14 protein-coding genes are annotated in these 12,040 nt (G+C 63.2%); 7 read left to right on the forward strand and 7 right to left on the reverse strand.

Annotated features, from left to right (window positions below):
• Positions 1-211 precede the first annotated feature (211 nt).
• From WA904_RS09835 to WA904_RS09845, 3 genes are all read right to left on the reverse strand, one after another.
• Positions 212-1,021 carry an ATP-binding cassette domain-containing protein gene (locus WA904_RS09835; protein WP_425196947.1) on the reverse strand — a complete coding sequence of 270 codons (810 nt, stop codon included), beginning with the start codon at positions 1,019-1,021 and terminating at the stop codon, positions 212-214.
• Positions 1,021-1,977, reverse strand: coding sequence for an ABC transporter permease (locus tag WA904_RS09840; RefSeq protein WP_425196948.1), 957 nt, complete (start codon positions 1,975-1,977; stop codon positions 1,021-1,023). Before WA904_RS09840 ends, WA904_RS09835 begins: the two co-directional genes overlap by 1 nt.
• Positions 1,978-2,062: 85 nt before the next feature.
• Positions 2,063-3,052 (reverse strand): substrate-binding domain-containing protein, encoded by a 990-nt coding sequence (locus tag WA904_RS09845; RefSeq protein ID WP_425196949.1) that lies wholly within the window; start codon positions 3,050-3,052, stop codon positions 2,063-2,065.
• A gap of 144 nt (positions 3,053-3,196) precedes the next feature.
• Here WA904_RS09845 and WA904_RS09850 point away from each other — a divergent pair, with 144 nt between their 5' ends.
• From WA904_RS09850 to WA904_RS09860, 3 genes are all read left to right on the forward strand, one after another.
• Positions 3,197-4,195: a carbohydrate kinase family protein gene (locus tag WA904_RS09850; RefSeq protein ID WP_425196950.1), complete on the forward strand. Its 999-nt coding sequence runs from the start codon at positions 3,197-3,199 to the stop codon at positions 4,193-4,195.
• A 273-nt stretch (positions 4,196-4,468) separates the two neighbouring features.
• A complete protein-coding gene (locus WA904_RS09855) occupies positions 4,469-5,776 on the forward strand; it encodes an aromatic ring-hydroxylating dioxygenase subunit alpha (protein WP_425196959.1) in 1,308 nt (435 codons plus the stop codon).
• 106 nt (positions 5,777-5,882) lie between these two features.
• Positions 5,883-6,371 carry an aromatic-ring-hydroxylating dioxygenase subunit beta gene (locus tag WA904_RS09860; RefSeq protein ID WP_425196951.1) on the forward strand — a complete coding sequence of 163 codons (489 nt, stop codon included), beginning with the start codon at positions 5,883-5,885 and terminating at the stop codon, positions 6,369-6,371.
• Positions 6,372-6,421: 50 nt separating this feature from the next.
• On the opposite strand, the gene WA904_RS09865 is transcribed toward WA904_RS09860, so the two are convergent.
• The 3 genes from WA904_RS09865 to tsaE form a co-directional block, all read right to left on the reverse strand.
• Positions 6,422-6,640, reverse strand: coding sequence for a glycine zipper domain-containing protein (locus WA904_RS09865; protein ID WP_425196952.1), 219 nt, complete (start codon positions 6,638-6,640; stop codon positions 6,422-6,424).
• A 150-nt stretch (positions 6,641-6,790) separates the two neighbouring features.
• Positions 6,791-8,182, reverse strand: a complete 1,392-nt coding sequence (locus tag WA904_RS09870) for an N-acetylmuramoyl-L-alanine amidase (protein ID WP_425196953.1) — start codon at positions 8,180-8,182, stop codon at positions 6,791-6,793.
• Complete coding sequence (gene tsaE / locus WA904_RS09875; RefSeq protein WP_425196954.1) at positions 8,179-8,685, reverse strand: tRNA (adenosine(37)-N6)-threonylcarbamoyltransferase complex ATPase subunit type 1 TsaE; 507 nt, start codon at positions 8,683-8,685, stop codon at positions 8,179-8,181. The genes WA904_RS09870 and tsaE overlap by 4 nt, the downstream gene beginning before the upstream one ends.
• Before the next feature lie 15 nt (positions 8,686-8,700).
• On the opposite strand from tsaE, the gene queG reads away from it, so the two are divergent.
• The 4 genes from queG to WA904_RS09895 all read left to right on the forward strand — a co-directional run bounded on the left by queG (position 8,701) and on the right by WA904_RS09895 (position 11,597).
• Positions 8,701-9,756 (forward strand): tRNA epoxyqueuosine(34) reductase QueG, encoded by a 1,056-nt coding sequence (gene queG / locus WA904_RS09880; RefSeq protein ID WP_425196960.1) that lies wholly within the window; start codon positions 8,701-8,703, stop codon positions 9,754-9,756.
• Positions 9,757-9,897: 141 nt separating this feature from the next.
• Entirely contained in the window at positions 9,898-10,263 is a 366-nt protein-coding gene (locus tag WA904_RS09885; RefSeq protein ID WP_425196955.1) for a DUF2946 family protein, read from the forward strand.
• Between the two features lie 225 nt (positions 10,264-10,488).
• The gene (locus WA904_RS09890) at positions 10,489-11,037 is read left to right on the forward strand and encodes a YcnI family protein (RefSeq protein ID WP_425196956.1); all 549 of its coding nucleotides are present in this window, start codon (positions 10,489-10,491) and stop codon (positions 11,035-11,037) included.
• A 77-nt stretch (positions 11,038-11,114) separates the two neighbouring features.
• Positions 11,115-11,597: a copper chaperone PCu(A)C gene (locus tag WA904_RS09895; protein WP_425196957.1), complete on the forward strand. Its 483-nt coding sequence runs from the start codon at positions 11,115-11,117 to the stop codon at positions 11,595-11,597.
• A gap of 238 nt (positions 11,598-11,835) precedes the next feature.
• Here the strand turns inward: WA904_RS09895 and WA904_RS09900 are convergent.
• Positions 11,836-12,040 (reverse strand): helix-turn-helix domain-containing protein (locus WA904_RS09900; protein WP_425196958.1); only part of this gene is annotated, 205 nt, incomplete at its 5' end.

Consider the following 12,040-nt stretch of genomic DNA (forward strand, 5'->3'; position numbering starts at 1 on the left):
GGTCCCCTCTTCACCAGCCGGGGCCGCGGATCTGGTTTTGCCAGTCCGCAGGCGCAGCGCCCCCTCGGGGGGCAGCGAGGACACCTCAGTGCCGAGCGTGGGGGCTCCCTCTTCACCAGCAGGGGCCGCGGAACCGGCTTTGCCGGGCCGCAGGCGCAGCGCCCCCTCGGGGGGCAGCGTATTACACGAAGTGAAAAGCGTGGGGGCTAATTCAAGCAAGTGCGGACTCCGGCAGTTCTTCGGCCGTTTTGGCGCCCGTCATCACGGCCACGGTGTCGCTCATGCTGATGGTCTTGGGATTCACGACTGCTGCACGGCGGCCCAGGCGCTGGATGTGGATACGGTCGGCGATTTCAAACACATGCGGCATGTTGTGGCTGATCAAGATGACGGGCAGGCCCTTGTCGCGCACGCGGCGAATCAGCTCCAGCACCATGTTGCCCTCTTTCACGCCCAGTGCCGCCGTGGGCTCGTCCATGATGACCACATGCTGCGCAAAGGCGGCGGCGCGCGCCACGGCCACGCACTGGCGCTGGCCGCCGGAGAGTGTTTCCACGGCCTGCGTCATCGAACGGATGCCGACCTTGAGCTCCTGCATGCGGGCAATGGCCTGCTCCAGCATCTTCTTCTTGTCGAGCAGGCGTAGCCAACGGCCCAGAGGGCCGGGCTTGAGGAGTTCGCGGCCCAGGAACAGGTTCTCCGCAATGCTCATGGCAGGAGCCACAGCCAGGTCCTGGTAGACGGTTTCGATCCCGGCGCGGCGCGCATCGATGGGAGACTTGAAGCGCATCGGCTTGCCGTCGAGCAGCAGCTCGCCTTCGTCGGGCACAGTAGCGCCCGACAGGGCCTTGATCAGTGAGGATTTGCCGGCGCCGTTGTCACCGATCACGGCCAGGATTTCACCAGCACGCAACTCGAAGTCGGTGCCGTCCAGTGCAGTGACCTGGCCGTAGCGCTTGACCAGTCCTTTGGCCTGCATGACCAAAGGCGCGGAAGTGGGGAGGGGCGTTGGGGTGTTCATCAGCGCGGCCCTTTGCGCGACATCTGGTCGGCCGCGACCGCCAGAATCACCAGAATACCGGTGATCAAGGTCTGGTAAACGGAAGCAACGCCCATCAGGGTCAGGCCGTTGCGGAACACGCCCACAATCACCGCGCCGACGAGTGTGCCCAGAATGATGCCGCGTCCGCCAAACAGGCTGGTGCCGCCCAGCACCACGGCGGTGATGGCATCCAGGTTTTCGGTTTGCCCGGCATTCGGGTCACCGACGCCGGTGCGCGCCACCGACAGGAGTGCGGCAATGCCGTAAAAAAGGCCGGCTAGCGCATAGACGGCCACCAGCACGCGGTCGACCCGGATGCCGGTTAGCCGAGCTGCTTCGGCGTTATTGCCCACGGCGTACAGGTGACGGCCCGGCGCGGTGTCACGCAAGACAAACCACGCCAGCAGGTAGAGGCCAATCATGGCGACGGTTCCCAGGCTGACTTCGGTGCTGCCCAGGTCGAAGGTGTTGCCCAGCGCGGTCAATTCCGTCGGGAGGTTGGAAACGATTTGCGCATTGGAGTAAATCTGGGTGATCGCAAATGCAATGTTCAGCGTGCCCAGCGTCACGATGAACGGGGGCAATTTGATGCGGGTGACCAGCAAGCCATTGAGGAGGCCGAAGCCGGTCGTGACCGCCAGGCCGCAGGCAATGGCCAGGTAGGGGTTGATGCCGTAATTCACAGCAAATTTGGTCATCACCATGCCGCCCAATGCCATCACCATGCCGCAGGACAGGTCGATGCCGGCCGTCAGGATGATCAAAGTCTGCCCAATGGCCAGCACGCCGACCACCATCACCTGTTGCAGCACCAGGGACAGGTTTTCACCGGTCAGGAAGCGGTCTGACTGGGTGGTAAAAAAGATGCAGGTGGCCAGCAGGGCCAGCCAGGGGCCGAGAGCCCCCCACGGGATGTGGCGCGAAGACAGGTTCATCGGTAAGAGCCCAGGATGAAGAAAATGATTTTGTCATCCCGCACCGAATCCGGTCCGGGATGACAGCCGGCAAGCACCTGGTCGCTTACTTCGCGCCCCAGCAAAGGTCCATGCCCGTCTTGATGTCCTTGCTGTCGACACCCGGGAGGGTTTTGGCCGAGATCAGGGTCACGCCGGTGTCGGTGTAACCCGAAGCCTTTTTGCCGCCCTTGGCGTAACTGACGCCCGCCGCGACGCCCAGTGCCGCCATGGTCAGGGGGTATTGCTGCGACGTTGCGGTGATGACGCCGGCCGCCGTGTCCTTGATGCCCTGGCAACCGCCATCGACCGAGAGAATAGTCACGCCTTTTTCCTTGCCGGCCTTTTTCAAGGCGTTGAAGGCGCCCGCGGCAGCGGGTTCGTTGATGGTGTAGACCACGTTGATGTCGGGATTTTTCTGCAGGCAGTTTTCCATGGCCGTCTGGCTCTTGGCCCGGTCACCAAAACCATCCGCCATGCAGACCACGGCCGGGTCTTTGGACAGCTCGTTGGATTTCGCGTCTGCCGCGGGCAGGCCGAAACCTTTCATGAACCCGTTGTGACGCTGCGCGCCCACGGGGTGGCCAGGGAACAGGTCGAGTGTGGCAATTTTGGCGGGTTTGCCGGCCATGGCCGCCTTGGCGTACTGGCCAATCAGAACCCCGGCTTTGTAGTTGTCGGTGGCAAAAAGGGCATCGGCGCCCTCAAAAGGGCTGTCCAGTGCAATCACCTGCACGCCTTTGGCCTGAAGTTTTTTGACGGTAGGGCTGATGGCGTCGCCGCTGGCGGTGATCAGAATGGTTTTGGCGCCGCCGGCAGCCATGTTTTCCAGGGCGGTGATCTGGGCCGCGGTGTCGCCGTCGGATTTGCCGGAGGCGGTCAGCAGTTTGGCGCCGAGTTTTTTGGCCTCGGCTTCAGCGCCTTCCTTCATCTTGACGAAGAAGGGGTTGGTGTCGGTTTTGGTGATCAGGCCGATCACGGGCTCGCCCGCTGCAAAGGCTGATGTGGCAACCAGCGCGAGGCTGGACAGTGCCAAGAGGGTGGTGGTCTTTTTCATGAAATTGTCTCCTTGTTGAATCGACATTGCGGGCCCGGTAGGCTGGATCGCGGGAAAGTACCCATGAGTGATGGGCGTTGGTGAACTATAGTGGCGCTTGAATTATTAAATCAAGTTGTTTTAGTTATGGATTACCCTGAGATCATGGAAAACCCTGAGCAAATGGTGCAGGTTGCAACCGCTGGTGAAGCACTGATTGACCTGATTGTTCAATCGGACGGACGTTATGAACCCTGCCCGGGCGGTGCTGTTTTCAACCTGTCGCGCGCACTGGCACGACAGGGCGTCAACACCCTGTACCTCAACCCTTTGTCGCGTGATCGCTTTGGCCGCCAGCTGGCCGCCGCGCTGATTGGCGATGGTGTGCGGCTGGCCTGTCCTCAGCCTGTGGCGCAAAGCACTTCACTGGCCGTGGTGGGGCTGGATGACGCAGGCCATCCCGACTATGTTTTTTACCGGCAGGATGTGGCGGACCGCGCCGTCACGGCGGACAGCCTGATCCAGTCATGTCAACGCATCCCCGCGCTGGAGATGGTGTACACCGGCGCGCTGGCCCTTGCGCCCGAGGATGCCGGCCGTTATCTGCCTTGGCTGCGCGCCCAGCATCAGGCCGGCAGCGTGGTGGTGGTGGATGCCAACCTGCGGCCGTCGGTCATGCCGGACCTGCAGGCCTACAGGCGCAACGTGCACGCCGCGCTGCAGCACGCTGACGTGGTCAAGGTCAGCGATGAAGACCTTGAAAACCTGGAGATACCCGGCGCAGATGTCTTTGCGCGGGCGCAGCATCTGCTGGAGGCGAGCGGCGCCGGTTTACTGGTTCTGACTCTGGGGCCGCACGGGGCCTGCCTGTTGACGCGCGATGGCCGGCAGTGGCGCGCTCGCGAATCCCGGCCCTTGGCGGTGGTGGATACCGTGGGCGCAGGCGACTGTTTTCTCGCCGGCTTCATGGCCGCTTTGCTCGCGCGAAAAAAGGGTGCGGCAGGGACAGCCGACCTGCTGGCTCTGCCGGACGATGCAGGACGCAGCTTGCTGGCCCACGCCATGGCCAGCGCCAGCTTGTGTGTCATGCGGCGGGGCTGTGTGCCCCCGACCAGGGCGGAAGTGCAGGCCAGGGTTGAGCAGGCACCCTGCGTGGTTGACTGACGGCTGCAGCCGGTGCCGCACTGGACCGCATGGCGGCCCCGGGCGGCAGTTTTCCGCGCGACGACCAGCCGCATGCCTTGCTGTTGACCCTGACCCTGGAAGGTGGAAAACAACCTGATGAAATGTTATGCGCGCGAGGTCGAGGCGATGTGCAGCCCGAAGCGCGGCAGGGGACCGGCTCAGCATAAACCCTGTTTTTCAAAATTAATAAGTAAGCTTATGATTAATGCATGAACCACAGGCCGGAAAGCCGGCCGGGAAGATGCAAGCATGATGGCCGATCAACCCCTTTCCCGATGGAGCGAGCCCGGCTCCAGTCGCGTTCCCTTCTGGGCTTACACCGACGCGCAGCTCTACCAGCGCGAGCTTGAGAAGATTTTTTATGGCCCGCACTGGTGTTACGTTGGGCTGGAGGTCGAGATCCCGAACCTCGGGGATTTCAAGCTCAGCCATGTGGGCGAACGCCAGGTCGTGATGGTGCGCGACCGCGTGGCCCCCAAAGATCGCGGGACCGACCACGGCATCCGCGTGGTGGAAAACCGCTGTGCCCACCGCGGTGTGCGTTTCTGCCAGAACGGGCAGGGCAATGCACGCAGCTTTGTCTGCCCTTACCACCAGTGGACCTACAAACTCAATGGCGACCTGGCGGGCCTGCCTTTCAAGGACGGGGTGAAGGAGGGCGACTGTATCAATGGCGGCATGCCCGAGGGTTTCGATCTGAAAGACCACGGCCTGACCAAGCTGCGGGTGGCTGTGTTGCATGGCCTGGTGTTCGCCACTTTCAGCGAGGCCACCGAAGCGCTCGAAGATTATCTGGGCCCGAATGTGACGCCCTGGATCGAGCGGATTTTCAAAGGGCGCCAACTCACGCTGCTGGGCTACAACCGCCAGCGCATTCCGGGCAACTGGAAGCTGATGATGGAAAACATCAAGGACCCGTATCACCCGGGCCTCCTGCATACCTGGTTCGTGACTTTCGGCTTGTGGCGCGCGGACCAGAAAAGCCGCATGGTGATGGATGCACACGGCCGCCACGCAGTGATGATCTCGCGCCGCAACGAAGGCGGGCAGAACGCCGCGGTGACCGAAGGCGTGACTTCGTTCAAGGCCAACATGGCGTTGCACGATGACCGCCTGCTGGACGTGGTGCCGGAAGCCTGGTGGAAGATTGATGATCCATCCCATCCCGGCACAGACATTATCCCGACAGTGACCATGATCACGCTGTTTCCCAGCCTGATCATCCAGCAGCAGGTCAACTCACTGAGCACGCGCCACATCGTGCCGCGCGGTGAGGGCACGTTTGATTTTGTCTGGACGCATTTTGGTTTTGCCGACGACACGCCAGAGATGACGCGGCGGCGCCTGCGCCAGGCCAACCTGTTCGGGCCGGCCGGCTTTGTCAGTGCCGATGACGGAGAGGTGATCGAATTCAGCCAGGCCGGCTTTGCGCAGTGGGGAGAGGCGGGCGAAACACTGTGCGAACTGGGCGGCACAGGCACAGAGATGACCGAACACATGGTGACCGAAACCCTGATCCGCAGCATGTATGCCTACTGGAAGAAAGTGATGGCGGTATGAGCGCACTTGGCGAGGGGCCCCACAAAGTGGGGATCGACACAGCGCGAATGGCGCCGGCCGCCGACACCTGGGTGTCTGCAGAGTATGTGATGACGGAGGCGGCGGTATGAGCGCAGCGTTGCCTGGCCACCTGCAGCTGCAGTACGAAATAGACCAGCTCAATGCCGCCTATGCGGCGACGTTGGACGAAAAGCGTTTTAGCGACTGGCCCGAATTTTTTCTTGAAGATGGCCGCTACATTCTGCAGGCACGCGAGAACTTCGACCGCGGCCTGCCGCTGGCGCTGATGGATCTTGAAAGCCGCGGCATGATGAAGGACCGCGTATACGGCATCACGCAGACGATCTATCACGCCCCGTATTACACGCGCCATGTCATCAGCCCGGCACGGGTGCTGTCTGATAGTGACGGCGTCATCACGGCGGGGGCCAACTATGCGGTGTTCCGCACGCGGCCTGCAAGTGTCAGCGAGGTTTACAACGTCGGCCGTTATGTCGATGAGATCGTCAGAACCGAGGGCGGTCTCAAATTCCGGCGCCGCCTGTGTGTGTACGACAGCGAGATGATTCTCAACTCGCTGATCTATCCGGTGTAAGGCCCTTCAGGCCCGCCGGCTGCCGGACAGAACAGAAAGAGGAGGTTGGCCTAACGCTTCTGGTCCTGGCGTTTGCCGATTTCATTGCCGATCAGCGCGCCGGCAGCCGCGCCACCCACCGTGCCCAGCGTCCCGCCGCCCAGCGCATTGCCGGCTGCGCCGCCGATGACGGCGCCGGTTGCCGTGCCTATCTGTGCATTGCTCGGGTTGGTGCCGCAGCCGGCCAGGGTGATCAGGGCGACTGTTGTGGCTATCAATAATTTTTTCATGGTGTCCACCTTTCGTGTGTTGTGCAGACAACGCGCCATGAACGCATGGGCGCGCTCACCGCTGCCTGTTTTTACTTTAGGTTTGACCGTCCTTCCCTGCTGTAGGAAGGGGGCTAGCTTGCCTGTCGGCCTGCTGCGGAAGGCGCTGGCTTACAGCGGCCGGTTACGCGCCAGCGGCGGGTTTTTGGCGAAGTAGCCGCTGATGCCGCGCATCAGGGCATCGGCGAGCTGCACCTGGTAAGCCTCGCTGCGCAGCTTGGCCTCTTCGTCAGGGTTGCTGATGAAGGCGGTTTCCACCAGAACGCTCGGGATGTCGGGCGCCTTGAGCACGGCGAAGCCGGCCTGCTCGACACGCGGTTTGTGCAGCTTGCCGACACTGCCGATTTCACCCAGCATGGCGCCACCGAGCTTGAGGCTGTCATTGATCTGCGCGGTGGTGCTCATGTCGAACAGTGCTTTCTGCACCTGCGCATCCTTGGCCTTGGCGTTGACCCCGCCCACCAGGTCAGCAGAATTTTCCTTGTCGGCGATCCAGCGTGCGGCGCTGCTGGATGCGCCTTTTTCGCTGAGTGCAAAGATGCTGGCACCCTGGGGCCGCGGCGTGAAAAACGCGTCGGCGTGGATGCTGATGAACAGGTCGGCCTGCACGCGCCGGGCCTTTTGCACCCGCACGTGCAGCGGCACAAAAAAGTCGGCGTCGCGTGTCAGGAAGGCGCGCATATTGGGCTGCTTGTTGATGCGTTCGCGCAAGCGCAGGGCGATCTGCAGCACCACGTCTTTTTCACGCGTGCCGCCGGGGCCGACGGCGCCCGGGTCTTCGCCGCCATGGCCGGGGTCCAGTGCAACGATGACGAGCCGGTCGGTCTTGTTGCGGTCCGGCGCGCCACCCTTCGTGTTGTCCTTCGGCGCCTGTGCGGCCGGTGGGCTGGGGCCGGCCGCCGGATCCTTTCCGTCGCCGGGACCAGAAGAGGGCGCGTCGCCGCCCGGCTTGCCTGCTTCCGGGCGCTCCGACCGGCGCGCCAGCAGCTCGCTGAGCGGGTCGGGGGCAGCGCCGGCTCCAGGCTTGTCTTTCAGCCGTTCGGCGATCAGGGCCTCGAGGGGGTCGGCCACCTGGGTCGGGTAGAGATCGAACACCAGGCGGTGCTGGTAGGCAGCCACGGGCGGCAGCGTGAACACCTGCGGCCGCATGTGTTGCTTCAGATCGACCACCAGCCGCACCACACCCGGTGCGTTTTGCCCGACGCGTATGCCGGAGATGTTCGGGTCGTCGGGCTTGACCTTGGCCACCAGCTCGCGCAGCGCCGGGATCAGGTCGATGCCTTCGATGTCCACCGCCAGGCGCGGCGGCTCGGCAATAAAGTAGGTTTTGGTCTTGAGACCCGCATCGGATTCGATGGTGACGCGGCTGTAGTCCTTGGCAGGCCACACCCGCACCGCCAGGATGGTTGCGCCGCGGGCGATCTGCTGCACGCCCAGCAACAGAACCAGGCTGCCCATCTGCAACGCGCTGCGCCGGTTGATGGCAGGCAGCATGTTGCTCATGGCAGCAACGCCGTGCCGGCGTCCGTTCGGGCAGTGCAGGTGACGGCCCGCGTCTCGCTAGGCAGCATCTCGATATGGATGTCCAGGTCGGCCGGGGGCAGATGGCTGCCGGCTTTTTCCGGCCACTCGACAAGCTTCAGGCCGGAGCTGGCGAAGATGTCGCGAAAGCCGGCCTCCTCCCACTCGTCGGGGTCGTTGAAGCGAAAAAAATCGAAATGCCAGATGGCCAGCGTGCTGCCCGGTGTAGCGCCTGCCACCGTGTAGGGTTCGACCACGGCGTAGGTCGGGCTTTTGACGCGGCCCAGCACACCCAGGGCCTTGAGCAGATGCCGTGCAAAGGTGGTCTTGCCTGCACCCAGGTCGCCGTGCAATTGAATGATGGCGTTGCCGCCTGCCGCGCCGGTGTGCAGCTTGCCTGCCAGTGCTTCGGCAAAAACCTGGGTTTGGGTTTCGGTGTCCCAGGTGATCCTTTTTACAATGTCCTGGTGATCTTCAATAGCCATCAATTTGTTTCTCGAATTCAGACATGGGCGCGTGAGCTTGGATTCTCGCAAATCGGCGTTGCCGGTGTGGACCTGTCATCGGCTGAAGCAGGATTGTCATCATGGCTGGCTGCCGGTTTTCATGGTGACATGAATTACATGGCGGTGCACGGCCTCAAGCGTGCGCGGCCGGCCGAACTGGTGCCCGGCACGGTCAGCGTGATCACGGCGCGTATGGACTATTTGCCGGCATCCACGCCCGCAAAGCCCGGGCAATGGCAGGCGATGGAGCTGGCGCGCCTGCAGCGGCCCGGCGAAGCCATTGTGTCGGTGTATGCGCGGGGACGCGACTATCACAAGATCATGCGCGCGCGGCTGCAAAAACTCAGCGAGCGCATTGAAGCCGAGGTGCACGCGCTGGGGCACCGCGTCTTCACCGATTCGGCGCCGGTGCTCGAGGCCGAACTCGCCGCGCGCAGCGGACAGGGCTGGCGCGGCAAACACACGCTGCTGCTCAACCGCGAAGCCGGCTCCATGTTTTTCCTTGGCGAAATTTATGTCGACCTGGCCCTGCCGCCCAGCGAGCCGGTGACCGAACACTGCGGCAGCTGCAGTGCCTGCATCAGCATCTGCCCGACCCAGGCCATCATCGCGCCGCACAAGCTCGATGCCCGGCGCTGCATTTCCTACCTGACGATCGAACATGCGGGCGCTATACCGCTGGAGCTGCGCCCGCTGCTCGGCAACCGCATCTACGGCTGCGACGACTGCCAGCTCGTCTGTCCCTGGAACAAGTTTGCGCAGCGCAGTGCCTTGCCCGACTTCGACGAGCGCCAGGGGTTGACCGGCCAGCAACTGGCGACGTTGTTTGCGTGGACCGAGGAAGAGTTTTTGCGCTACACCGAAGGCAGCGCGATCCGACGCATCGGTCATGAGCGCTGGCTGCGCAACATCGCGGTGGCCATGGGCAATGCCTTGCGCGCCGGTGCAGACGAAGCCTTGCACGGTGCCCTGCTGGCGCGGTGCGAACATTCCAGTCAGATCGTGCGTGAGCATGTGGCGTGGGGGCTTGATCAGGAACCCATCCGGTAGTTGTCCATAAAACAGGCCTCCGGCCCTTTGTGGGCGGGCGCAACCAGCTATTTATTTTGTAGCAGTATAGGCGGGGTGGGTCGGTATAGTCCAGTCCTGCGGGGAAAAGCCCCCTGCATTTGCGGTCCTTATAATCAGCCCGTGCCAACCACCTCGTCCTCCCGCCCGCTGTGGGCCCGCTTCGCCGCGTGGCTGGGGTTTGTGGCCGTCTTCTCGGCCTTGCTGGCGCCTGTGTCCATGCTGGCGGAAGAGATGCGCACCGGCAAGCTGGGCGGGCTTTGTTCCGTGGCGGCCGGCACGCTGGATGCGGGCCCCGGTGATTCTTCGGACGGCTTGGCCGGCTCGCATTGCGACCTGTGCGGATCCGCCGGGCCGGGCTTGCCGCCGCTGCAGCAAGCCAGCGTTTTTCCCGCCGCCGTCAGCGCTGTGGCCGCTGTTGTCCAGGACGCCGTTCGCTCGGCCTCCTCGCCGGGGCTGCCTTTCAGCCGCGGCCCGCCTGCACTTTGAACTGAAGCGCCTCTCCGGAGGCCTGGCGTGTGCTGGCCTTTCGGCCTGCATACCGTTTCTTTTCATTTTCAGGGCGTAGTTCCATGGCATCTCTTCGCGCACCTTTGCGTGCATTTTTCCTGGCTGGCGCATAGACAGAGCCATCTGCCAAATCCTTGGGCATGGCCACGAAGAACGTGAGCCTGTAGCCCCAGGACTGCCCATACCGTTTTTGAAAGTTTTATCGTGCATTTTCCATTTGCTACCAAATTAATAGCTGCTTGCGCAGGGTTGGCGGGCGCTGTAGCCGCTTTTTCTCATATTGTTCTGGAGAGCAAAAGCGCGCCCGCCAGCAGCAGCTACAAAGCCGTGTTCCTCGTCGGCCATGGCTGCCAGGGCTCGGCCACCACCGGCGTGTCGGTGCAGATCCCGACCGGTTTCCTGGGCGCCAAGCCTTACCCGAAAGCCGGCTGGACGGTGACCACCCAGCTCGGCAAACTGGCCAAACCTCATGACAGCCACGGCAAACAGGTGACGGAAGACGTGACCGTCGTGAGCTGGAAGGCGGCGACCAGGGAGGTCGCACTGCCGGACGCGTTTTTTGACGAGTTCGTGTTGCGCGGCAAGCTGCCCGAAAGCGCCGGCCCGCTCTGGTTCAAGGTGCTGCAGACCTGCGACAGCGGAAGTAACGACTGGAGCGACGTTCCCGTATCGGGGACTGCCACCCAGGGGCTGAAATTCCCCGCGGTGTTGCTGGAGATCCAGCCTGCCGCCTCCGCGCAACACCATCACTGAAGCCCCTCGTCAACCCCGCCTGAACCGGGCTTTGCCATCGTCTTTATCATCGTTATCAACCAAGGAAAGAAAACACCATGAAACTCAGAACCATTGTTGCCTTGCTGGCGCTGACCGCTGGATTCGCCCATGCCCAGACGGTCGAGGTCAAGGACGCCTGGGTGCGCAGCGCCGTGTCGGGCCAGTCGGGCACCGGCGCATTCATGAACATCATGTCCAAAGACGGCACCAGGCTGGTGGGTGCATCGTCTCCCGTGGCCGGCGTGGCGGAAGTCCATGAAATGAAGATGGAGGGCGACGTCATGCGGATGCGCGCCGTGCCCGTGCTCGATTTGCCCGCCGGCCAGACCGTGCAGCTCAAACCCGGCGGCTACCACGTGATGCTGATGGAGCTGAAGCAGGCCCTGCCCAAGGGCAGCACCGTGCCGCTGACACTGACTTTCAAGGACGCCAAAGGCCAGCAGAGCAAGCTGGAGCTGAAGCTGCCGGTGGCGGCTTCGGCGCCGGGTGCTGCCGTGCCGGCATCAGGCAAGGCCGATGCCATGCACCCCAAGCACTGATCATCCGGGGAACCGCAGTTGACCGCTTGCAATCGCTGGCGAAGCAGCAAGGACACGGGCCTTTTCGGCACGAATATCGTCCCCATTGGGGTGACAGCGCTACGCGCCCGATCGAGCCGCCCTGGGGCGCGCTGGCGGCGTTGCTCCTCCTTGCAGGCAATAGCCTGCCGCGTCGTCACGCCTTACCAGAGCACCCCATGACGGCCCACTCGGGCGCGTTCAACTACGGTTTCCAGGATCATTTGGCTTTGCCGCCCAGCCGCCGGTAAACGGTGGCGCGGCTGATGCCCAGCGCCCGCGCCGCCTTCATGACGTTGCCTTTGGCTTCGTTGACGGCCTTGCGTATCAGCGCCGTCTCGACGTCCTTGAGCGGCAGGGCCGGCGCTGCCTGGCCACCGAGCCGGCCCGGCGTGCCGGCACGCCCGCGCAACAGCGGCAGCGCG

The sequence above is a fragment of the Polaromonas sp. genome (assembly GCF_049790275.1).
In the GTDB taxonomy this organism is placed as follows: Bacteria; Pseudomonadota; Gammaproteobacteria; order Burkholderiales; family Burkholderiaceae_C; genus Polaromonas.

What these genes read in the sequence shown, in the direction of transcription:
- WA904_RS09855 (WP_425196959.1), top strand. Translation starts at nt 4,469, where the DNA reads ATGGCCGATCAACCCCTTTCCCGATGGAGCGAGCCCGGCTCCAGTCGC.
- WA904_RS09850 (WP_425196950.1), top strand. Translation starts at nt 3,197, where the DNA reads ATGGAAAACCCTGAGCAAATGGTGCAGGTTGCAACCGCTGGTGAAGCA.
- WA904_RS09895 (WP_425196957.1), top strand. Translation starts at nt 11,115, where the DNA reads ATGAAACTCAGAACCATTGTTGCCTTGCTGGCGCTGACCGCTGGATTC.
- WA904_RS09870 (WP_425196953.1), bottom strand. Translation starts at nt 8,182, where the DNA reads ATGAGCAACATGCTGCCTGCCATCAACCGGCGCAGCGCGTTGCAGATG.
- WA904_RS09845 (WP_425196949.1), bottom strand. Translation starts at nt 3,052, where the DNA reads ATGAAAAAGACCACCACCCTCTTGGCACTGTCCAGCCTCGCGCTGGTT.
- tsaE (WP_425196954.1), bottom strand. Translation starts at nt 8,685, where the DNA reads ATGGCTATTGAAGATCACCAGGACATTGTAAAAAGGATCACCTGGGAC.
- WA904_RS09840 (WP_425196948.1), bottom strand. Translation starts at nt 1,977, where the DNA reads ATGAACCTGTCTTCGCGCCACATCCCGTGGGGGGCTCTCGGCCCCTGG.
- WA904_RS09860 (WP_425196951.1), top strand. Translation starts at nt 5,883, where the DNA reads ATGAGCGCAGCGTTGCCTGGCCACCTGCAGCTGCAGTACGAAATAGAC.
- WA904_RS09835 (WP_425196947.1), bottom strand. Translation starts at nt 1,021, where the DNA reads ATGAACACCCCAACGCCCCTCCCCACTTCCGCGCCTTTGGTCATGCAG.
- WA904_RS09865 (WP_425196952.1), bottom strand. Translation starts at nt 6,640, where the DNA reads ATGAAAAAATTATTGATAGCCACAACAGTCGCCCTGATCACCCTGGCC.